Annotated in this window: 21 protein-coding genes and 3 pseudogenes; 13 read left to right on the forward strand and 11 right to left on the reverse strand. The window is 69.4% G+C overall.

The features are described from left to right. Positions 1–338: 338 nt before the first annotated feature. From OG844_RS46135 to OG844_RS46170, 8 genes and pseudogenes are all read right to left on the reverse strand, one after another. Positions 339–506, reverse strand: a pseudogene (locus OG844_RS46135) (ABC transporter permease); the annotation flags it as partial. A gap of 166 nt (positions 507–672) precedes the next feature. Continuing rightward, positions 673–1,995, reverse strand: a complete 1,323-nt coding sequence (locus OG844_RS46140; protein WP_331734569.1) for a GTP-binding protein — start codon at positions 1,993–1,995, stop codon at positions 673–675. Then, complete coding sequence (gene cysD / locus OG844_RS46145; protein ID WP_331734574.1) at positions 1,995–2,906, reverse strand: sulfate adenylyltransferase subunit CysD; 912 nt, start codon at positions 2,904–2,906, stop codon at positions 1,995–1,997. Before cysD ends, OG844_RS46140 begins: the two co-directional genes overlap by 1 nt. Further along, positions 2,903–3,295: pseudogene (locus OG844_RS46150) on the reverse strand (phosphoadenosine phosphosulfate reductase family protein); the annotation flags it as partial. The gene cysD and the pseudogene OG844_RS46150, both read right to left, overlap by 4 nt. Before the next feature lie 239 nt (positions 3,296–3,534). Continuing rightward, positions 3,535–4,146 carry a response regulator transcription factor gene (locus OG844_RS46155; RefSeq protein ID WP_331734578.1) on the reverse strand — a complete coding sequence of 204 codons (612 nt, stop codon included), beginning with the start codon at positions 4,144–4,146 and terminating at the stop codon, positions 3,535–3,537. A gap of 31 nt (positions 4,147–4,177) precedes the next feature. Next, positions 4,178–5,323 carry a histidine kinase gene (locus tag OG844_RS46160; protein ID WP_331734581.1) on the reverse strand — a complete coding sequence of 382 codons (1,146 nt, stop codon included), beginning with the start codon at positions 5,321–5,323 and terminating at the stop codon, positions 4,178–4,180. Between the two features lie 107 nt (positions 5,324–5,430). Continuing rightward, on the reverse strand, positions 5,431–7,755 hold the full coding sequence (locus OG844_RS46165; protein ID WP_331734598.1) for a TOMM precursor leader peptide-binding protein: 2,325 nt from the start codon (positions 7,753–7,755) through the stop codon (positions 5,431–5,433). Beyond that, positions 7,755–7,973 (reverse strand): hypothetical protein, encoded by a 219-nt coding sequence (locus OG844_RS46170; protein ID WP_331734601.1) that lies wholly within the window; start codon positions 7,971–7,973, stop codon positions 7,755–7,757. Before OG844_RS46170 ends, OG844_RS46165 begins: the two co-directional genes overlap by 1 nt. Before the next feature lie 164 nt (positions 7,974–8,137). Here OG844_RS46170 and OG844_RS46175 point away from each other — a divergent pair, with 164 nt between their 5' ends. The 3 genes from OG844_RS46175 (at position 8,138) to OG844_RS46185 (ending at position 11,940) form a co-directional block, all read left to right on the forward strand. Further along, entirely contained in the window at positions 8,138–9,082 is a 945-nt protein-coding gene (locus OG844_RS46175) for an alpha/beta hydrolase (RefSeq protein ID WP_406396466.1), read from the forward strand. A gap of 153 nt (positions 9,083–9,235) precedes the next feature. After that, positions 9,236–10,276, forward strand: a complete 1,041-nt coding sequence (locus OG844_RS46180) for an NAD(P)-dependent alcohol dehydrogenase (protein ID WP_331734608.1) — start codon at positions 9,236–9,238, stop codon at positions 10,274–10,276. Between the two features lie 14 nt (positions 10,277–10,290). Then, positions 10,291–11,940 carry a flavin-containing monooxygenase gene (locus OG844_RS46185; RefSeq protein ID WP_406396468.1) on the forward strand — a complete coding sequence of 550 codons (1,650 nt, stop codon included), beginning with the start codon at positions 10,291–10,293 and terminating at the stop codon, positions 11,938–11,940. 7 nt (positions 11,941–11,947) lie between these two features. Here OG844_RS46185 and OG844_RS46190 read toward each other — a convergent pair whose 3' ends face one another. Further along, on the reverse strand, positions 11,948–12,331 hold the full coding sequence (locus OG844_RS46190; RefSeq protein ID WP_406396469.1) for a hypothetical protein: 384 nt from the start codon (positions 12,329–12,331) through the stop codon (positions 11,948–11,950). Positions 12,332–12,598: 267 nt separating this feature from the next. Here OG844_RS46190 and OG844_RS46195 point away from each other — a divergent pair, with 267 nt between their 5' ends. From OG844_RS46195 to OG844_RS46210, 4 genes are all read left to right on the forward strand, one after another. Further along, entirely contained in the window at positions 12,599–12,913 is a 315-nt protein-coding gene (locus OG844_RS46195) for a hypothetical protein (protein WP_331734619.1), read from the forward strand. A gap of 5 nt (positions 12,914–12,918) precedes the next feature. Beyond that, positions 12,919–13,143 (forward strand): hypothetical protein, encoded by a 225-nt coding sequence (locus tag OG844_RS46200; protein ID WP_331734623.1) that lies wholly within the window; start codon positions 12,919–12,921, stop codon positions 13,141–13,143. A gap of 344 nt (positions 13,144–13,487) precedes the next feature. Then, a complete protein-coding gene (locus OG844_RS46205; RefSeq protein WP_331734627.1) occupies positions 13,488–13,646 on the forward strand; it encodes a hypothetical protein in 159 nt (52 codons plus the stop codon). Positions 13,647–13,750: 104 nt separating this feature from the next. Continuing rightward, positions 13,751–13,951: a hypothetical protein gene (locus OG844_RS46210; protein ID WP_406396470.1), complete on the forward strand. Its 201-nt coding sequence runs from the start codon at positions 13,751–13,753 to the stop codon at positions 13,949–13,951. A 110-nt stretch (positions 13,952–14,061) separates the two neighbouring features. On the opposite strand, the gene OG844_RS46215 is transcribed toward OG844_RS46210, so the two are convergent. After that, entirely contained in the window at positions 14,062–15,078 is a 1,017-nt protein-coding gene (locus tag OG844_RS46215) for a hypothetical protein (protein ID WP_331734632.1), read from the reverse strand. Positions 15,079–15,377: 299 nt separating this feature from the next. On the opposite strand from OG844_RS46215, the gene OG844_RS46220 reads away from it, so the two are divergent. After that, on the forward strand, positions 15,378–15,548 hold the full coding sequence (locus OG844_RS46220) for a hypothetical protein (protein WP_331734637.1): 171 nt from the start codon (positions 15,378–15,380) through the stop codon (positions 15,546–15,548). An 899-nt stretch (positions 15,549–16,447) separates the two neighbouring features. Beyond that, on the forward strand, positions 16,448–16,876 hold the full coding sequence (locus tag OG844_RS46225; RefSeq protein WP_331734688.1) for an RICIN domain-containing protein: 429 nt from the start codon (positions 16,448–16,450) through the stop codon (positions 16,874–16,876). Positions 16,877–16,983: 107 nt separating this feature from the next. On the opposite strand, the gene OG844_RS46230 is transcribed toward OG844_RS46225, so the two are convergent. Continuing rightward, positions 16,984–17,406, reverse strand: a complete 423-nt coding sequence (locus OG844_RS46230; protein WP_406396471.1) for a hypothetical protein — start codon at positions 17,404–17,406, stop codon at positions 16,984–16,986. A gap of 979 nt (positions 17,407–18,385) precedes the next feature. Between OG844_RS46230 and OG844_RS46235 the strand changes: the two genes are divergently transcribed. The 4 genes and pseudogenes from OG844_RS46235 (at position 18,386) to OG844_RS46250 (ending at position 20,298) form a co-directional block, all read left to right on the forward strand. Then, positions 18,386–18,742: a hypothetical protein gene (locus OG844_RS46235; protein WP_331734644.1), complete on the forward strand. Its 357-nt coding sequence runs from the start codon at positions 18,386–18,388 to the stop codon at positions 18,740–18,742. A gap of 2 nt (positions 18,743–18,744) precedes the next feature. Further along, positions 18,745–19,191, forward strand: a complete 447-nt coding sequence (locus tag OG844_RS46240; protein ID WP_406396473.1) for a DUF6233 domain-containing protein — start codon at positions 18,745–18,747, stop codon at positions 19,189–19,191. Positions 19,192–19,237: 46 nt separating this feature from the next. Further along, positions 19,238–19,672: pseudogene (locus OG844_RS46245) on the forward strand (M55 family metallopeptidase); the annotation flags it as partial. Between the two features lie 428 nt (positions 19,673–20,100). Then, positions 20,101–20,298, forward strand: coding sequence for a hypothetical protein (locus tag OG844_RS46250; protein ID WP_331734648.1), 198 nt, complete (start codon positions 20,101–20,103; stop codon positions 20,296–20,298). Positions 20,299–20,486: the final 188 nt, after the last annotated feature.

The raw sequence follows: 20,486 nt of genomic DNA on the forward strand, positions 1-20,486 counted from the left end.
CACCGCATTCTCGTTCGCCGCTCAAGTCCTGGTCGGACGCTGCCACAGCCGCGCGCGCCCGGTGGAGCAGCGGCCGTAAGAGCTCCGGCGCCGCGCCCGGGACCGGGTGGAGGAGGTCTGCTTGCGCGGCATCCGCCGCGATCCGCGCGTGCAGGCGGCCGGGGCGACGGCACAGGAGCGACGGCCACGTGCGGTACGCCGTCGGCGCGCAGCGCACGGAGGGCGTCCCGGGTGCCTGGCAGCTCCCGCACGGCTGCGAGCAGCGCGTGAACACTCACCGCGTGCCGCGGATCGCGGCTGCGGTGGGCGAAGACCAGGAGGGGACGGCGGCAGCCCGCTCAGCTTCTCGTCAGCAGACCGCGGCCGCGCAGCACATGACGCTCCAGCGGGCTGAGGACCAGCAGATCGATGGCGATGCCCACCAGCAGGATCAGGAGGATCGCGAAGAACACCGTCGGCATGCTGCTGGAGTCGCGGCCGTTCTCCAGCAACTGGCCCAGGCCGACGAGGGGACCGTTGCGAAACGACTTCGAGACGTGGCCGAGCCGCGCGGCGAACCCGGCCTCGGTCTCCGCGGCGCCGGGCTGAGGGCGGTGGTCATCGTCATCCTCGTCACCTCCGAAGTGGCTGGGTCCTGACGGACGCCGGGCAGGGCGGCGGGCACACGGTGTCTCACGGAACGTCCCCCCGGTCGCTCCCGACGCCCCGTGCGGTGAAGGACTCGCCGGCCATGCCGGCGGCGAGCGTGGTCCCGTCGGCGGGGTCGAGGAGCAGGAAGCAGCCGGTACCCCGGTTCTCGGCGTACGGGTCGACGGCCAGCGGCTCGGCGGTGCGCAGCACGACGCGGCCGATGTCGTTGGCGGTCAGGCGCCCCGGCAGCGGATGGGGCGCGGTGCCGTCCAGTGCGTAGCGGTACGGGATCTCCTCGACCACGGCCTGCACGGTGCGCGTGGTGTGCTTGAGCAGGATCGGCGCGCCGGCCCGCAGCGGACGGTCGGCGAGATGGCAGACGGTGGCGTCGATGTTCCGGGTGAGCGGCGGGGGGTCCGCGGCCGGGACGATGAGGTCTCCCCGGGAGACGTCGAGGTCGTCGGCGAGCGTCAGCGCCACCGACAGCGGGGCGCGGGCCTCGTGGACCTGCTCGCCCAGCAGGTCGATGCCGGTGATGACGGACGAGCGCCCCGAGGGCAGCACGGTCACACGCAGGCCGGTGCGCAGGATGCCGGAGGCGATCTGCCCCGCGTACGTCCGGTGGCCGGGGAACAGCGGGCTCTGCGGCCGGATGACGTACTGCACGGGAAAGCGCGCCGCCAGATCCGCGGGGTCGGAGCGGACCGGGACGGTCTCCAGGTGCTCCAGCACGGTGGGACCGCCGTACCAGTCCATGTGGGCGGAGGCTCTGACCACGTTGTCCCCCCGCAGCGCGGACACCGGGATCACCGTGACCTCGTCGATCCCCAGTGTCTCCGCGCACGCCGTGAACTCCCGTGCGACGGAGGCGAATACGCGCTCGGAGTAGCCGGCCAGATCCATCTTGTTGACCGCGAGGAGCACATGGGGCACGCGCAGCAGCGCGGCGACGGCGGTGTGCCGGCGGGTCTGCTCCAGTACGCCGTTGCGCGCGTCCACCAGGATGATCGCCAGCTCGGCGGTGGACGCGCCCGTCACCATGTTGCGGGTGTACTGCACGTGGCCTGGGGTGTCCGCGAGGATGAACCCGCGGCGGGCGGTGCTGAAGTAGCGGTAGGCGACGTCGATGGTGATGCCCTGCTCGCGCTCCGCCCGCAGACCGTCGGTGAGCAGGGCCAGGTCCGGTGTGTCCTGGCCGCGCTCCTTGGAGACGCGTTCGACGGCCTGCAACTGGTCCGTCGGCACCGACTTGGAATCGTGCAGCAGCCGTCCGACCAGCGTCGACTTGCCGTCGTCGACGGAGCCGGCGGTGGCGAAGCGGAGCAGTCCAGCCGCCGCGGGGACGGTTCCGGTGTCCGGCGTCATCAGAAGTACCCCTCGCGCTTGCGGTCCTCCATCGCGGCCTCGGAGACGCGGTCGTCGGCCCGGGTCGCACCGCGCTCGGTCAGTCTCGATGCCGTGATCTCGACGATCACGGCATCGGCGGTGCGCGCCTGCGAGAGAACGGCTCCGGTGCAGGACATGTCGCCGACCGTGCGGAAACGGACCATCCGCTTCTCGGCGGTCTCACCCGCCCCCGGCCCGCCCCAGGGACCTGGGCTGAGCCACATGCCGTCCCGGTGGAACACCTCGCGTTCATGGGCGTAGTAGATCTCCGGCACGTCTATGGCGTGCCGGGCTATGTACTGCCATACGTTGAGCTCGGTCCAGTTGGACAGCGGGAACACCCGGACGTGCTCGCCGGGAGCGTGCCGGCCGTTGTAGAGGTTCCACAGCTCGGGGCGCTGGCGGCGCGGGTCCCAGCCGCCGAACTCGTCCCGCAGGGAGAACACCCGCTCCTTCGCGCGGGCCTTCTCCTCGTCCCGGCGCCCGCCGCCGAACACGGCGTCGTGCCGCTCCGCGGCGATCGTCTCCGTCAGCGGGAGCGTCTGCAGGGGATTACGGGAGTTGTCCGGACGTTCGCGCAGCACACCGCGGTCGATGTACTCCTGCACCGAGACCACGTGCAGCCGCAGGCCGTGCTCGGCGACGACGCGGTCGCGGTAGTCGAGCACTTCGGGAAAATTGTGGCCGGTGTCCACGTGCAGCAGCGAGAAGGGGAGGCAGGCGGGGGCGAACGCCTTCAACGCCAGGCGCAGCATGACGATCGAGTCCTTGCCGCCGGAGAAGAGCAGGACCGGGCGTTCGAACTCCCCTGCCACTTCACGGAAGATGTGCACCGCTTCGGACTCCAGCACTTCGAGGTGCTGCACGGTGGCCGTGAGCTGCGCCGTCATGAGTGCGGCCCGCGTTCCGTCTTTCCCGGACCCGCCCGGTGCCCGGCGCATGCGTGCGCGCCCTCCCGCACCCGGCGGGTGCGGGAGGCACAGCCGATCGAGGGACAGCCCTTCGTCAGAGGCGGATCGGTCAGTACGCCGTGTCCGGCCACGGATGCCACTACGGCCTCCTGGGTCCAGCGGGCGATCGGCGCGGCCTTCACCTTCTGCCGCCGGGCGTCCCGGGCCGCCACCGGGGTGTGCGCCCGGGGCGGCGACTGGTCACGCCGCAGCCCCGTGGCCCGGGCGTCGTACGCCTTCAGCCCTTCCGCCGGTAGCGCCACCGTGCGCAGGCCGCAGCAGCGGTCGGGGTCGCGGTCGTGCGGCTTCGGCCCGTACCGGGCGTCCTCCGGTCTCCTGCCCGCCCGTGCCGCGAGTTGTCGAAGTCCCTGCACCGCATGCCCCCTTGGCTGAGATACGGCCATGGCAACACGGGACGGTGACACTGCACTGACGAGCGGCTGACCCGGCTGTCGGAGGGCGGTGGAAGGCGGACCGCGGAGGGCGGGAACCGTACGAGGGGAGGTGCGCGGAGGTAGCCGAGGTATGGGGTAGGCGCCCCGGTCGTTGTGCGCGCCACCGGGGCCGGTCAGCCGGGGAGCCAGCCCGCGTCCTGGGCGATGCGCATGGCGTCCACGCGGTTGCGGGCGTTGAGTTTGGCCACGACGACGGTCAAATAGTTGCGGACGGTGCCGATGGAGAGGTGGAGGGCGGCGGCGATCTCCCGTGCCTCCGCGCCGTCGGTCGCCAGCTTCAGCACTTCCGTCTCGCGGCTGGTGAGAGGGCTCTCCGCGCAGTCCCACGCGGAGAGGGCGAGGTCGGGGTCGACCACCCGCTGGCCGGCCGCCACCTTCCGTACCGCCTGGGCCAGCTGGTCGGGCGGGGCGTCCTTGAGGAGGTAGCCGTTCACCTGGCCCGACAGGGCCCGGCGCAGCGTCCCCGGCTTGCCCATACTGGTGAGGATCAGGGACTTGCACGAGGGCATCCGCTCACGCAGCCGGGTGGCCGCGGTGAGGCCGTCCAGGCCGGGCAGGCAGATGTCGATGATGGCGACGTCGGGAAGTGTCAATAAGGCGGTGGGCAGTACCTCGTCGCCCCGCCCGATCTCGGCCACCACCGTGAAGTCGTGCTGGAGGCTCAGCAGGGCGACCAAGGCGCCCCGCACCATGTGCATGTCTTCCACCAACAGGATCCGGATCACGGAACCCCCCGTTCCCCCAAATAGAATTCTATCAGCTATTCGAACTGTTCGATTGTGTCGGAATCACGGCCTGTACCCGGAACTTGCCGCCGGGGGCCAGCCCGGCGGTGAGCCGTCCCTGGACCACGACCAGTCTCTGGGTGAGGTTGCCGAGGCCGTTGCCGCTCTCCCGCGACGCGTCCCGGTAGGACGGGATCACGCCGTCGTTCTCGACCGTCAGCCGCAGCGTGCCGTCGTCCTCGGTCACTTCGATCGTGCAGTTGCGTACTTTGCTGTGCCGCAGCAGATTGGTGACCGCCTCCCGGAGCACCGCGGCCAGCACGGTGTCCACGTCCTGCGTGGGCGGATCGAAGTCCGCCACCACCGTGGTCCGCACGTCCGCCGCCGTCAACAGGGATTTCGCGGAGGTCACCTCCTGCGCCAGGGACATGGCGCGCAGGCCGCTCGACAGCCGGCGCACGTCGGCCAGCGACTGACGTGATGTGACCAGCACATCCTTGAGCTCGTCGAGAGCCCGTTCGGGGTGGACCGGCACCAGCCGGACGATCAACTCGCACTTGAGGGTGATCGCGGACAGGCTGTACCCCAGCAGGTCGTGCAGATCGCGGGAGAACCGCAGGCGCTCCGTGATCACGGCGATCCGGGCCACCTCCCCCCGTGCCTCGTTGAGTTCCTCGACCAGCTCCACGAGGCGGGAGAGCCCGAACACGACCACGCCGGTGAGCAGCGTCGACTGCCCCAGATAGATGGACTCCGTCACCGCACGTCCCTGGAGCAGCGCGATCACCAGGATGCTCGCTCCGGCCGCACCGTACAGCGGCCACGCGTACCGTCCGGGCACCAGCAGCAGGAGGGAACCGGCAAGGAATCCCGCCATCGCCCCCCACTGCACCTCGAAGAGCGCGATCGGCGTGTAGGCCAGGATGAATTGAGCACTGAGCGTCAGCACTCTGTCGCGTGCCGGTCTGTGGCAGGCACCGGGTTCGGAGTGACGGAACTGGAGCACGAAGCTCACCGCGAGCGCGGCCGCCGCGCAGGCGAGTTCGACGGGTCCGGACGCGGAGTTGACCGCGTTCAGGAGCATGATCACGAAGAAGCTGGTGAGGGTGGCGAAGAGTACGCCTTTGGCGAGGCGTGGGGCGGGCGACACGTGGACGTTCGGCGTACGATCCTGCACGGCTCGTCATGCCTTCTCTCGCCGAGGGCCCTCTTTTCCGTAGATGGTAGGGCGCCGGCGTGCAGTTTCATGTTGTGTTCGCAATTACGAGAGCGGCCCGCACCGTTTCAGACGAAAAGCGGCACCGGGTTGAGATCGCCGTAGGAAGTGGCCTGCGGCAGCCGGCCCAGCGCGACCGGCACGTCGTAGAGTCTGCCCGGCGCCAACCGGGCCCAGAACGGGCGCAGTCCCGGCACGACGACCCGCATCACCGGCATGCCGATGTCCGGGCGGGTGAGGTTGAGTACCAACAGGTCCATGCCACGGGCCCGGACCAGCTCCACGATCGCGTCGACGTCGTCCCGCAGGTCCTGGCGAGGGGTGTAGTCCCAGTGCGCGGGGGCCCGCGGCGACTGTTGCGGGTCGGGCCGCAGCCAGGCCTGGTCGGCCGGGGTCACCTGCCTCGACCACTCCGTCAGTGCGGGGTCCCGCAGCGGATGACCGGTCCCGTCCGCGCGGACGCCGGCGACGGCCGGCAGCAGCTGGCCCATTTCGGTGACCGCCCGCCGCAGCGCGATCTCGGGGTCGAAGTGGGCGCCGAAGCCGAAGACGATGTCCTCCGCGGGCCTGCCGACGCGCCGGGAGAGCGCCGCCACCACGGGGATCCCGAAGTCCGACGTGAGGTCCAGCGCCCACAGTTCGCGGCCGATCCGCCGGTAGGCCGCCACCAGCCGGTCGAGGTACGGCGCGTCGAACGCGCTGACCTCGACCGCCGCCTGACGGGTGCGGTTGTACCACCACAGGGCCACCGCGTCCCGTTCCACGAGCTCCAGGAATCCCTGTACGAGCGCGTCCTCCTCGGTGCCGCCCGCCGCGGTGCCGTTGGAGTCGGCGCACAACCCCTGTCCGTGGGGCTGCTGCTGGCCGGGAAAGTACAGCAACGAGGTCGGCAGGAACCGGTGTGCACGCCGGGTCAGCGACCAGACGGGGGTCCACTCCATCGGGCGGGTCTCGTCCAGGGGCGGCGGTACGTACCGGAAGGGGGAGCCGCCCGCGTTCCAGCGGTCGCGCTCGCGGAACTGCCGTTCGTGGTAGAGCTGGCAGGAGTTCGGGTGCACGGCCTCGGCTCCCAGCGCCCGGTAGCTGTCCACGACGACCGGCTCGTCCCCGTGCCGCGTGGCGCTGTACCGCTCCACGGCCTCGCCGAGCGCCCCCGTCCAGGCCTCGGCGGGGCTTACCCCCTTGCCGCCGCTGAGGGTGCGCAGACCGGCGCGCAGCGCGGCGAGGGTCCGGGGACCGAACGCGAGATTGGGACCCGAGACGTAGCTCTCGATGAAATCGGGTGCTCCCGGCGCACGCCGGATGTCCTTCACGATCCCCGTCACACTGTCCACCAGATGCCCGTACCGCTCCCGGATCTGCTCCGGCGTACGCGCGCGGTGCCCGCCGGCCGCCCCCTCGGCCTTCGGCCGTGAGACCGGCCGGAAGGGCCTCATCACCTGGGCGGCGACCAGGCCCGGGTCGCCGCACACGGCGCACTGCGGCCGCCGTGTCACCGGGTGGACGCGGGCGCTGAGGTCGGTGGTGTCGAGCGTGAAGACGGCCGCCTGGCCGGGATTCCGGGCTCCCGCAAGCCACTTGGCGGCCTCCAGAGAGGCCAGACCGGTGGCGATGAGCGCGGTGGCCGGCAGGGCCGCGCCGGGCCGGACCGGCGGGCGGTCGAGGCCGAAGTGCTGCTGCAAGGGCCACTCGGAGCGCCGGTGGCCCCGCAGCCGGACCGTCAGGCAGGCCAGGCAGGGCCCATCGCGGTGCTGGAAGACCGGGCCGATCCAGGGCTCGACACCGCACAGTTTCACCGGCAGCCAGGGCACGCCGCGTGCCCGCAACTCCGCGTCCACAGAGGTGAGTTCAGGCCTGAGGTAGTCATCGCAGGCGACCAGCGCCAGATCGGCGCGGCCCTCGGTGACCACCGCGATCCCCGCGTTCCCGCATGCCTCGGCCACCGCGTCGATGGCGACCTCGCCGACGGCTCTGACCAGAAGCGTCGATCCGGCGAGGCGGGACACCGCCTGCTCGCCGTCGGTCCCGGCCAGTTCCCAGTACGCCTCCCCGAAACGGTCGGCGGGGGTGAAGGGAACGACGTCGTCATCCGGCCCGAACACGCGGTACCGGAGCAGTCCGGCTTCGGTCAGTTCGCACAACGCCTCACCGCACTGTTCCGGGCTGAGCCAGGGCCGCGCGTCGCTCAGCAGGCGGGTCACCGTACGGCTGCCGTCCAGCAGCGGGGCCAGTACCTCGGCCCTGCGGCCGGGCAGCGCGGTCATTCCCTTGCGGGAGACCAGGTACGTCGCTTCGCCCGGTACCACCAATGCGTGGAGATGTGGCCTGAAGCCGACCAGGGTGCGGTCGGCTCGAGCCGGTGGCCGCACATCGCTTCCCCCACTGCTGTCCATCAGAGCAAGGAGATCCCGGCGAGTTCCGCATTGTCGCCGCACGTCGGTGGCAGCCAGCACACCGAGTACGTGACGACTGCGTCGGTACACTCCCCCTCAAGGGCTTCTCCGGCAACTCTCCGCCCGTCGGCCGACGCCGTCTCGTACGCCTTCTGGGCCGTCCGGATTCTTTCCATCAGCAGTATTTCCACGGTGTGCTTCCTTCTGCCGGTGGTCACGCGATGACGCTGCTGATTCTGCGTGGCTTTCGAACATCCAAGAAGTGAGGCATTCATGGCTGGACGGTGAGATTCTCATCCACAGGCACTCGACCAGGACTCCGGTCGGCCCCGACCGGCCGCCGTTAGCTTCCCCGCACGCGACGGAGAGCCGAGGACCGACCATGCCCTTACACCCGCAGGCGCGGGCATTGATATCCCGCTTCCGAGCACAGCGGCGGCCGACGGTGACCGAGGTGCCGCTCACCGTGGCGCGCGCGATGACGGGCGACTGGATATCCCTGCAGGGCGATCAGGAGCCCGTCGCCCGGGTGGGCGACGCTCTCGTACCCGGGGCGGCAGGACAGCTGCCCGTGCGTTTCTACCGGCCTGCGGCCGCCGTCGGCCGCAGGCCGCTGCTGGTGTACTTCCACGGCGGCGGCTGGATCACCGGCGGCCTCGATGTGGTGGACCGCCCCTTGCGCAGGCTGGCCAACGCCACCGGCGCGGTCGTCGCCAGCGTGGGGTACCGGCTGGCGCCGGAGACACAGTTCCCCGGTCCGGCGGAGGACTGCTACGCCGCACTGCGAGGGATACGCGCGCGGGCCGCCGAGTGGGGGGCCGACCCGGACCGGCTGGCGGTCGCCGGCGACAGCGCGGGCGGCAACCTCGCCGCGGCGGTGTGCCTGATGGCGCGCGATCGCGGGGGCCCGCGGATCGGCGCCCAGATACTCATCTATCCGGTCACCGCCCCAGCGGCCGGCTCCACGTCGGCCTCGTACCGGGAGCACGCCGACGGCTGTCTGCTCACCCGGGACATGCTGCTGTGCTACTGGCAGCACTACGCACCCGGCGCGGCCACCGACCCCCATCCCTATGCCGCGCCCCTGCACGCCGGTGACCTGAACGGCCTGCCGCCCGCCCTGGTGCTCACCGCGGAGTACGATCCGCTGCGCGACGAGGGCGAGGAGTACGCTGGCCGGCTGCGCGCCGCCGACGGCGTGACGGAGGCCGTGCGCTACGACGGTTTCATCCATAACTTCTTCTGGGCGTCCGAGGCACTGGACGCCTTCGGGTTCGCCGTCCGCGACATCGCCCGCACACTCGACCGGCACCTCCCCGGTGGATAGCACGCTCCTGGCGCTTCTTTGCGGCGTCCCGGCGCCCGGCACGCACCCCCGCCGCACGGCGGAGGGACACCACGCCCCGCCTCCCCACGCACCGCTGCGGAACGCCGTGATCCGCAGCGCGCCGACCCGTGACGACCCCTTTGGGAGCCGACGATGAAAGCCGTCCAGTATCGCACCGTCGGGGGCGCGCCCGAGGTCGTCGACGTGCCTGTGCCCGTACCCGGCCCCGGTCAGGTCCTGCTCGCGATGACCGCCGCGGGGGTCTGCCACTCCGACTTCGTCGTCATGGGACGCACGGCCGCGGAGCTGCGCTTCCCGCTGCCGCTCACACTGGGGCACGAGGGCGCCGGAATCGTCGCCCAAACCGGTGCGGGCGTCACCGGCGTCACCGAGGGCGAGGCCGTCGCGGTCTACGGCGCCTGGGGCTGCGGCCGTTGCGGTCCGTGCGCACAGGGCCGGGAGAACTACTGCCCGCACGCGGCCCTGCGGGGGATCTTCTCGCCGGGTCTGGGGGCGCCGGGCGCCATGGCCGAGTACATGCTGATCGATGACGCCCGCCATCTGCTGCCGCTCGGCGGCCTCGACCCGGTGCGGGCGGTCTCCCTCACCGATGCCGGCCTGACGCCGTACCACATGATCAAAGCCCTGCTGCCCGGCCTGCTGCCCGGCGCCACCGTGGCGGTGATCGGCGTCGGTGGCCTCGGGCACGTCGCGATCCAGCTGCTCCGGGCGCTCACCGCCTGCCGGATCATCGCGCTGGACGTGTCCGCGGAGAAGCGGGAGCTGGGCGTTGAGGTGGGCGCGCATGCGGTGTTCCGCTCCGATGCGAGCGCGGTGGATGCCGTTCGGGAGCGGACGGGTGGGCTCGGGGTACGGGCGGTTTTCGATTTCGCCGGTACGCCCGCCTCCGTCGCTCTGGCCGGAGCGGTGGCGGCGATCGACGCGGACATCTGCCTGGTCGGCATCGGCGGCGGCAGTCTGCCGGTGGGCTTCGGCCGACTGCCTCTGGGTGTCCGCGTGCACGTGCCGTACTGGGGCAGCCGGGCCGAGCTCGCCGAGGTGCTGGAGCTCGGCCGCTCCGGCGCGGTGGAGGTGAGGGTGGAGACCTTCGCCCTCACCGAAGCACCGAAGGCGTACGAACGACTGCACCGCGGCGGCGTCCGCGGCCGGGCTGTCCTGATTCCGGACGCATGACCCAGGAGGAATTCATGTCCGATACCGATACCGATACCGAATGTTCCGCTGTGCTCGACGCGGTCGTCGTGGGGGCGGGCTTCGCCGGCCTTTACCAGCTCCACCGACTGGACGGACTCGGCTTGCGGGTCCGCGTCTTCGAGGCCGGTGACGACGTCGGCGGTACCTGGTATTGGAACCGCTACCCGGGCGCTCGCTGCGACATCGAGTCGATGGCCTACTCGTACTCCTTCTCCCCGGAGCTGGAGCAGGAGTGGCAATGGAGCGAGCGGTATGCCACTCAGCCGGAACTGTTGAGTTACATCCGGCATGTGGTGGAGCGTTTCGACCTGCGCCGTCACATCACCTTCGGCGCCGCGGTGACCCGTGCGCTCTACGACCGTCACACGCACACCTGGACGGTGACCACCGACAGCGGCGAAGAGGTGACCGCCCGCTTCGTCATCATGGCGACCGGCTGCCTGTCCCGGGTCAGCACCCCCGACCTGCCCGGCCGCGACCGCTACCGCGGACCCGTTCATCACACCGGGCGGTGGCCGCACGAACCCGTCGACCTCACCGGCCGCAGGGTCGCGGTGATCGGCACCGGCTCCTCCGGGATACAGCTGATCCCGCTCGTCGCGGAACAGGCCGCCGAGGTGACCGTCTTCCAGCGCACGCCCACCTTCAGCACGCCCGCCCGCAATCGCCCGCTCACCCGTGAGGAGAGCGACGAACGCAAGGTGGGGTACGGGGAGTTTCGGGAGTGGCTGCGCACCACGTCCGTCGGTATACCGAGGCCGCTGCCCGTGCACAGCGCCCTGGAGGTGTCGGCGGACGAGCGCGAGGCCGCCTACCGGTCGGCCTGGGACGCGGGCGTACTGGGGGGCATCCAGGCGTCGTTCACCGACACCCTCACCAGCCGACGGGCCAACGACCTGGCGGCGGAGTTCGTCCGGTCCAAGATCAGGCAGATCGTCCACGACCCGCAGACCGCGTCCGTGCTCTGCCCCACCGGCTTCCCCTTGGGCACCAAACGCCCCTGCCTGGACACCGATTACTACGCCACCTTCAATCTGCCCCATGTCCGCCTGGTGGATCTCCGCAAGACCCCCCTGGTCTCCTTCACGGAGCGGGGCGTAGAGACCACCGAGGGGGAGTACGAGGCCGATGTCGTCGTCCTGGCCACCGGCTTCGACGCCATGACCGGCGCACTGCGCGCGATCGATGTCCGAGGCCGGGACGGTGTGGCGCTCAGAGACGCGTGGGCGGCCGGCCCGCGCACCTACCTGGGACTGCTCACGGCCGGCTTCCCCAATCTCTTCACCGTCACCGGGCCGCTCAGCCCTTCCGTGCTCAGCAACATGCTGATCTCCATCGAACAGCACGTGGAGTGGATCACGGACTGCATCGGCCACCTCCGCAGCCACGCCCTCACTGAGATCGACGCGACCGACGAGGCGCAGGACGACTGGGTCCGGCATGTCGCCGACCTCGCTGCCGGCACCCTGTACCCGGAGGGGGCATCCTGGTACCAGGGGGCCAATATTCCGGGCAAACCACAGGTGTTCATGCCCTACGTCGGCGGGATCGGCGCCTACCGCGAGGTGTGCGCGGCGGTCGCCGACACCGGATACCGGGGCTTCGCACTCAGCCGGCTGCCGGACGAGCTCCCAAGAACCTGACGGCCAGTCAGCACCCGACGGCTCTCGCGTGGGTGGCGAACGACCGGCCAGTGAGGCATTGGCCCAGCGCGCACGACCGCGTCGATGGCTGCTCGCTGGGCGGCCTCACGCTGATCAACGCGGTGTGCGGTCGACGGCCCTGGGCCACCAGGTCGATGCCCGTGTCCCGCTTGTCGTGCTCCGCCCCCGGCCAGTCGGACCACATCCACACACGGGTGAACTGCTCGGTCCACTGCGGGTCGGTGCTCAGGTACCGGACCATGAGCTCCTCGAAGCGGGTGCCGCGGTCCCGGTTCACGGCGAAGCCGTCACGGATTGCGTTGAGTACGTCGTGCACGGTCGTCGTGGTACCGGTCAACGCGCCCCACTGCGGTCGCAGCGCGCCGCTCACGCGCCGGAAGATCAATGCCAAAAATATGCACAATTCTATGGGTCAGCAGCATGATCCAGAACCGGAACGGCACGTGAAACCGGGGAGGACCGAAGGTTGATCCCAGGCCGGATGCGACTGACCATATCGCTGCCGAGGCAGGGGTGTTCGACGTCCGGCAGTGTTCCTGCACCACCCGGTGCTCGGTGCCCTGTCATACGTACCCTTGGGTGACATCTTTGGATTGCACCCTTGTGCTCAACCCAAGGGTTGCGGCATTCTCGGGTCATGACAGAAAAGAAGCCCCGCCTCATCCCTACCGGCACGTGCTGGTGCGGTTGTGAGAAGGAAGTCGGCCTCGGCAAGTTCTTCGCCCCTGGCCATGACAAAGTCGCCGAAGCCGCCCTCGTCGCCGTCAAGTACGGCTCCTCCGTGCCCGAGTTCCTCCACACCCACGGGTACGGCCCCCACCACTCCGTCAGCCGCGACGCCGTCGACGCCGGCGTCTGGGAAGAGTGCGACGAGTGCTCTACCAAGCCCGGCTACCGAGGGACACGGGAGAGCATCAAGAACCACAAGCGCAAGCACCACCAGGAGCAGTGAAGGCCATGACCATTGCGCAGGCCTTGGAGAAGCCCATTCGTGCCCTTGGAGGCACCTGGGACACCCAGCGCGCCGTCACGGTCCTCCGCGACGCCGGCCACGGGCACGGCGATCGGCGACAGCAGGAGAAGCGAGCCCGCAGCGCCCTCCGCGACCTCGCCGCAGCCGGCGTCATCACGAGAACCGAATGGGACAGCGCCACCTACCGGCTCGCCACGGGTGAGCGCTGATCCTGGTGCGGCCTCGGCGACGCCGTGCTCCTGGCGTGCGCGCCCCAGCTCGGCCGCGCACGGTGGGCGCGTTCTGGTCCTCGATGAGGTCTCGCTCGTTCCCGACCGGTGTGGTCCGGGACAGCGAGCAGGCCGCTCTGACCGTGCAGCTCACAGGTTTGCCCGGTCAGCAGCACTCAGATGTGGGAGATGCCCCGCCCCCATGGGGGCGGGTAAGGCGCCGGGTGGGCCTGCGGGGCAACCCCCGCTCCCGCATGGTGCTGTTACCGCCCCGATCCTTACGGCCGGAGAACGACCCGACCGTTCCCGTCCCGTTTGGAGACCCTGCTGTGTCCTCGTTCGTGATGCTTGTTCTTCTGCTCCTGGTACTCGTCTCCGCCATGGTGATCGGCGGCCTCGCCTACCTCGTGCACCGGCACCCAGCAGCCGGCACCCCGGCTGTGGCCGCCCTGGCCGGCGCCGCCGTCCTCGCGGCCTGCGTCATCCCCATCGCAGTCCGGTGACACCGCGGTACGCGTCTGCCGCCTCAGCGATCCATCCGAACTCGAGCCCCCTCTCCTCTTCGAAGAAGGGCACGGCATCCTTCTCGTGCGTACGCTCACCAGCCATGAGCACAACGCGTAGACCCTTGCGGCATGGCCCTCAGATACAGGCACAGGCCCCCTCGGCAGGTGCGGGCGCCACCCGGAAGATGCGCGCCACCGAAGCCGACATAGAAGCCGCGCCGCTCTACCGGCCGGGCGGCCTGGACAGCCTCCAGCAGCTCCGCGACCGCGGCGTCCTGGTCCCCGGCATCCCACCCGCCTGACCACCGGCCGATCCGTGTGGTGCCCCATCAACCAGGCACGCAAGGAATTGACTGACGGGTAGCCACACACATACGACTCGGTGTCTCGAAGAGTCGTTACTGGATGCGCGTCATCCACCAAAGGTGCCACGATGCTTGGCCGCCAGATCGAGCTGCTGCTGCCGGAAGATGAGTTCCTTCTTGCACACCTTTACGGCGTCCTCTTCGAGCCCCTGGTCTGTCACCTGATAGCGATACGGTTCATACCGCTTTCGCGAGGAAATCACCTCTTCATCCCGAATATATCGATAATCGGCTTTCAGGGGTAGGACCTCTGCTTCGTCCAGGGTTCGGGCGAAGCGGATCAGTCCGAAGTCGCGCAACCGCTGACAGCCGTCCTCCCAGGCGTCGCGGCGGAGACCGAAGAGCTTTGTCCGCCTCTCGCCGTGGAGGTAGACACCGGATGCCAGATGGGTGTCCCGGGCCCACTTACTGAGCCACTTGACCGCGAGCCAGGTGGCAACCTCTGAAGGGCTGAGTACCTGAGCCCAGCCGTTCAGGAAGAAGTGCGCCGGGACCTCGACCGTGCGGGCTGCCTGCCACTGGGCCTTGGGTACCGCGTAGATGCTCGGGCTCTGGCTGCCGCCGCGGCCGGACTCCCTCATGAGCCGGAACGACTGGTACAGCCTCTGTCCCCGCTTCCCCCGGGGGATATCGACCAGGGCATGTTGGTACTGCTCACCCCCAAGCCCTTCCAGGGTCCGCAGAGCCCCTTGGACCTGGCGAAGGCGCAAGTCCTCGGCCGCCCTGCCGTGAACGGTGTCATGCATGTACGTCGCCGACTTGGCGTTGTAAGCGCCGTCCGTAGCGAAGAGATCCGACCAGGACCCCGGACCGGACAACGGCAGGACATTCGTCCACTGTCCCCCCGCCGCAAGCCGGCACTGAGCCTCAAAGGCCGCGATCAGATAGAAGCGCAGAGCGATTCCCTTGGGAAGAACAAGCCGTGACAGCGAGGAGGGAGAGTCTCCACCGTCACGTCGCCCCAGCAGAATACTGCGCAGGACGATGGAGTCCGGCTTCTTTCCGTTCCTCCACAGCACCTTCAGCGTCCTGTTCGCCTCCTCGACAGAACGGTTCTTGTCCATCTGTTTCAGTCGGCGCAGCCGCCGCTGATTCGACTCCCGTGCGTCAGCCACGCATCCCCCACACCACGTTTTGCTCGCAACGTTTTGATCCGCATCCCGGTAAAGATGATTTTTAAGGAGAAATCTTAGATGCGGATCAAAACGTTGCGCGACACCCTGAGATTGGGCCTGCACGCCCGGGATCATTGAAGGTGAGGCCTCGTCAGAACGGCCTCGACGGGTAGCCGTTCGCAGCTGACGCGAACGGCCCCGGGGTGCAACCCGGGGCCGTCTCGGTTCAGACCTCACCAAGGAGACTAGTGGAACCCAATGCCGACCAGAACGGCCCCGAGCCCCTGCCTCAGCGGTGGGCCATCATCCTCATCGCCAGCTTTGTAGCCGGTGCCGTCGTCCTCCCCCTCGGCGGCCCGCTGGCCGCCCTCGGAGCCGCAGGCGCGACCACCATGGGACTGAACCAGCTCATGGCGTAGAGCGGACCGAAGACGCCATGCAGCGCCCGCCCCGTGTGCACGCGCAGCCCCTCGGAGGAACGCTCTCCGAGGGGCTGGAGTTATGAGGGTTACTTGCCGCTCGCTGTCACAGGGCTGGGCAACCATCGCATCGTTCACCTCGCGGCGGCCGGCCGCGCCGCGGGGCGGGCAGGTGTCTGACTCCCTTCCGCCGGTGCGGTGTATGAGCGTGTAACTCGCTCGACGACTTCGAGGGGGCAGTTGATGGCACCGCAGCGACATGGCTCTCTCCCGCAATCCGACGCTTCGCCTTGTGCCGAAGGCGAGAGGGCTTGCGTTGCTCACCCGGAGCGGCAGGCCGCTGGTACCGAGCTGCGCACCGCCCAGCTTCGCGAGGAGGCCGAGCGCCGGGTGGCCTGCCTCTTGCTCGCCACCGCGCCCGCTCCTCGCGAAGCTGGGCGGTGCCATCCCCCTAGCCACCATCCAAGGAGGAGCTGCGGGTCGGCCGGACCGCCGTGAGCGAGCTCCGCATAAGCAGGGCTTGGATACTGCGGCTGACGCCTGACCCAGCACCAGGACGACGAAGGGCGGCCCCCACACCTGGGTGCCGCCCTTTGCCGCGTCCAGACCCGCGCCGGCCGGACAGGTCGTCGGCCTCACACGGCGGCGGATGGTGGTGCGGCTGACACCGCACGCGGTGGCAGCCTCTCGCTGGGTCAGCATCGGGCGCGAGCGCACAGGCTCCATGCGCCAGGAGGCGCTCTCAGGAGTTGGGTAGATAGATCAATCGGCCGCCGGCGGGCGCGGTCACGGCGGCCACGAAGACACCCTCGAAGTCCGCTGCTCCCGGCCGCCCTCCCGCCACCACGCGGGCGCCCGGGACGTCCGCGCCGCTTCCCGCTTTCGGCAGCGGTACCCAGCTGGTCTCGGTGGAGAGCGGGCTGTGTGTGGATGGAGGCGTGGACAGCAACGACTCCGACGTCTATCAGTGGGACTGCGCGGACGGCGCCGTGAACCAGACCTGGCACCTCGGCCGCACCGGCAGCGCCGGCTACCAGATCAAGGACGACTACTCCGGCAAGTGCCTGGCGATCACCCGGACACCCGAGCGCCTGGACGTCGTCCAGACGGACTGCGCCACCGAAACCCGCCAGCAGTGGACGTTCAAGGCCGCCAACACCGTCCAGTACGGCGGCGAGTGGCACTCCGGCTACTTCATCAACTCCCGCTACGGCAAATGCCTCACGCTCAACCAGGCTTCCCACGAACAGCGCGCCGACATCGGCGAATGGGACTGCGCCGACGGCACCCGCCACCAGATGTTCCGGCTACGCCCCGGCGCCCTGTAAAGACCCGGACGAGGACGGATTCGAGGGTCGGGCCTGCGCGCCGGCAGATGCGGTTGTGCCCCGCCGAGATCGGCGGGGCACAACCGAGATGTCCCTGAAGTCGGGTATCACGAACCGTCGTAGACGGGAACCCAGGCACTGCACCCCACGGTGTCCCGGCACACCTGGATCCAGTCGACTCTCAGCCCGCCGCCGAAGTAATAGCTACCACCCGGTCCCGACGCCCCTCCTGCCCACAGTCCGTTGGGGGCAAGCGGAGAAGACTGCCAGCCCCAGACCTTAGTGCCGTTGCTGAGGTGAACGTTCGCGTAGACGCCATGGCCGTCCGCGGTGTGGTCGAAGACGAAAATTCCGTTACTGGAATCAAGGGCTCGAAAGGCGAAGTCATCGCCGTACGCGGCAACGGACTGAGGGTGGGCACTTGCCGGTGAGGCGGCCAGGGCGACGGCTCCGGCCGTTGCAACGAGGATCCCGCCGAGCTGCATCAGATGCCTCCTGACCACGACGAAGGCTCTGGTCTGACGATTCATTTCGGTCATCTCCTTGGTTGCTGCGAACGGTTGTGCTCGCCCGTGAAGGTTCCCGGGACGTGGTCCCAGGTCAGGCGCTGCGGCACCCACGGCCCGAATCATTGCCCCGGAGGAGTTCATTCGCTTGTTCAGATGAACAGAATTGCAGGGACGTGCTGTTCACAATCCGTTGTGACCAGCGGCGGAGCCTGGCACTGGCGCCTGCGGGCGTCTCAGCGCCCTTCACGGGCGTCACGGGCGCCGTGGGGTGCGGGTGTTGCCGGGGCCGGTAGAGGTGGGCGGATCCGCTGTCACGGGGTGGCGTCTGCGGTGGTCCCGCGAGGTACTGGCCGCGGGCGTACTGGCGTCGGGCGTCGGCGATCCACTGCCCGGGCGGGAACCCGGCCAGCGAAGCAGACCACCTGGCCCCCTCAGTGCCTTCCCCAACGTCGGGGTCGTCATCCTGCCGGGAGGCAGGGACAGGGGCGCGGTAGGTGAAGGGGACGCGCAGGTCGCCGTGCTGGCCGGCGTAGAGGACGGCGGCCTCGATGCCGCGACGCCAGTGCTCACGCTCTGGGTCCAGGATCCGCAGACGGCACACACCTGCCCCTTCCCGATGCCTTCCAGATCCCCGGACCCGACTGGCACGCGGGCTATCCCGGACAAGCAAAACTGGTCGTGGGGCTGAACGGCTGCGCGACCTTCTCCGAAGCGGCCGAAACCGCTGCCACTTTCGTCACCCCCCTTCTGAGCGGCACTGCCCGGGGAACATGGGATCCCAGTGCCGGGGCCTGGCCGTAGACCCGGTTCCCCTTCACCTCACCCAGAACCGAGGTCGGCGGCCGATGCCGACCCGGGGCCGCAGCCTGTCGGATGGCACCCGGGCCGCCGTAGCCAGCGGCAGGGCACGCCAGACCCGGCCGCTGGCTCCCCCCAGACGTGACCTCCGGGCCGGCATGTCCGCTCGCATCCCAAAATCGAACAGACGTACCATTGGGTCGTGCCCAAGACTGCCCCCGCCTTCCTCTTCCCGCAGGATCTCCGCGACGCTCAGGCTGCCCTCCATCGCACCCGCGCCGCGTGCGAGGAGTACGCCCGCACCCTGCCCTGGTCGGCCGAGCCGATGCCCGGATGGGAAACGGACAAGAAGCTGCATTCCGAGTACCGGTCGGGAAAGCCCGACAGCCCCGGCCACACCGAGGAGCAGCACGCCGAGATCGCCCGGTTGCGTGCCGAGCTGCTGCGCCTGTCCATCGCCGTGGCGACGCATCCGTTCTGGGGCGACGTCGACCGCGAGGACGTAGTGCAGGCCCGCACGGCACTCCTGCACGCCCACGAGCAGCCGGCAGAGGCATAGCCATGCCCGACCCGTCCCAGATATCTCGCCTGGACAAGCTCCGGATCACCCGCGAGTACCTGGCGTATCAGCTGCAGCGGACGGACACGGCTATCCGGGAGCTGGCGGCCCAGGAGAAGCAGAACCGGCACCGGGCGGAGCAGGCGCGCGCGGATCAGGGGTGGAAGATCCAACCGAAGCGCGGTGAGGCGCCCCCGATACTGCACCGCGGTGGCTGCGCCACATACAAGGCCAAGGACGGAATGTTGCTGGACCGCGGGCAAGCACGGCTTGCGGCGACGCACGAGACGTACGTCGTGATGTGCGAGATCTGCACCCCGCTGGCTTCGTTCGCGTTCAGCAGCAGCGTTTGTTCACGGGTTGCGGCGGCATCTGGTGATCGACAAGGTTCTGGATGTTCACGAGAAATAGCGTCAGTGCGTGGGGGACGGCCTGGCCGACAAGATTAGGGACTCACGTCGGCCTGGTGCACAGAGCACGTAGGCTCCCAAAGGTATGAAGATATTGATCTCTGTTGACATGGAGGGCATCTCGGGGATCGTGCATCCCACCGAGACGAACCCGGATGGCTACGACTACGCGCGTGGCCGGGCGTTGATGACAGCTGAGGCGAACGCTGTGATCGCCGGTGTCCTGGACGCCGAACCCACGGCCGAGGTGCGGGTAGCCGACGCACACGGCCCCGGCGACGACAGCGCCTGCGCCGAACTGCAGGATCTGCTCCCGTCCGCAGTCACCGTTGCGGTCAAGCAAGCCCTTGGTCGGGGCGCTGCCATCGCCCTGCACCCTGAAGAAGCGCGAGAGCGGCTGCGCCATGCGGCCGCCGAAGCCATCACGCGGCGCGCCCAGGTTTCACCGCTTTCCCTCGCCGGACCGCTCGACGTCGAAGTCGACCTTTACGCGCCGTTCATGGTCGATCTGGCGACACTCGCGCTGGCAAGCGCCACGATTCCCCTAGCCCACATACGAACCCGCATGAGCCCCCCAGCACCTGATGTCCTGCGCTGGACTCTAGCGATCAGCTTCAGCTGCCACGCCGTCGTGCTGGCCGTCGAGGAGGCTGCGGGCCGCTCATGTACCGAGTGGGCCAAGCATGTGTCGTGTCCGAGCCGGTCTGCTTGTGCCAGAGCGGCGGCAGGTTGCTCAGGCCATCGACGACATGCTGGAGGGCTCAGCGAAGCTATGGACTTTCGGCGCGGTCAGCGCCTCCCGACCTGCCAGAGAAGTGCTGCTCTTCGCTATTCCAACGCGGCATCGCGGTCAAGGTCCTGGATGGCATCGCCGCCAGCGAGCACACCGAACGCTCACTCATCCTCGACCTGGCCCTCGCCCTTGCCGAAGACCGGCGCCTCGACAGCGTGAAGAAGACGAAGAACGGCCCCGGCTCCGCCCGCGCCCGCGGCCGACGCCCCGTCGTGGACGACGACAAACGCCGCGTGATCCTCGCCCGCCGCGCCGAAAGCCAGTCAATCCGCGAGATCGCCGCCGCCGTCAAGGTGTCCGTCGGCGTCGCACCCAAGACCCTCAACCCAGCAACGGTGCCAGTCAGCAGCTGACCTCAGGGGGCGGATCGCTACTTTGCGGCTGGTGTCTGAGCTAGGACACCAGGGCCCAGAACACCGGTGTCGACGTCGAAGGGCACTCGCCGGGATCCCGGAACGCCTTAGGTCGGCGACACTCTGGGCGCGAGGACTGCGAGCTGTCCCGGTACGCCGCGTACCTCACGGCGATGAACGGAGATCCG

The sequence above is a fragment of the Streptomyces sp. NBC_00887 genome (assembly GCF_045207585.1).

Coding starts and splice junctions, on each gene's coding strand:
- OG844_RS46140 (WP_331734569.1), bottom strand. CDS start 1,995: ATGACGCCGGACACCGGAACCGTCCCCGCGGCGGCTGGACTGCTCCGC.
- cysD (WP_331734574.1), bottom strand. CDS start 2,906: ATGACGGCGCAGCTCACGGCCACCGTGCAGCACCTCGAAGTGCTGGAG.
- OG844_RS46165 (WP_331734598.1), bottom strand. CDS start 7,755: ATGGACAGCAGTGGGGGAAGCGATGTGCGGCCACCGGCTCGAGCCGAC.
- OG844_RS46175 (WP_406396466.1), top strand. CDS start 8,138: ATGCCCTTACACCCGCAGGCGCGGGCATTGATATCCCGCTTCCGAGCA.
- OG844_RS46180 (WP_331734608.1), top strand. CDS start 9,236: ATGAAAGCCGTCCAGTATCGCACCGTCGGGGGCGCGCCCGAGGTCGTC.
- OG844_RS46185 (WP_406396468.1), top strand. CDS start 10,291: ATGTCCGATACCGATACCGATACCGAATGTTCCGCTGTGCTCGACGCG.
- OG844_RS46195 (WP_331734619.1), top strand. CDS start 12,599: ATGACAGAAAAGAAGCCCCGCCTCATCCCTACCGGCACGTGCTGGTGC.
- OG844_RS46200 (WP_331734623.1), top strand. CDS start 12,919: ATGACCATTGCGCAGGCCTTGGAGAAGCCCATTCGTGCCCTTGGAGGC.
- OG844_RS46205 (WP_331734627.1), top strand. CDS start 13,488: ATGCTTGTTCTTCTGCTCCTGGTACTCGTCTCCGCCATGGTGATCGGC.
- OG844_RS46210 (WP_406396470.1), top strand. CDS start 13,751: ATGAGCACAACGCGTAGACCCTTGCGGCATGGCCCTCAGATACAGGCA.
- OG844_RS46215 (WP_331734632.1), bottom strand. CDS start 15,078: ATGGACAAGAACCGTTCTGTCGAGGAGGCGAACAGGACGCTGAAGGTG.
- OG844_RS46230 (WP_406396471.1), bottom strand. CDS start 17,406: ATGAATCGTCAGACCAGAGCCTTCGTCGTGGTCAGGAGGCATCTGATG.
- OG844_RS46240 (WP_406396473.1), top strand. CDS start 18,745: ATGCCCGACCCGTCCCAGATATCTCGCCTGGACAAGCTCCGGATCACC.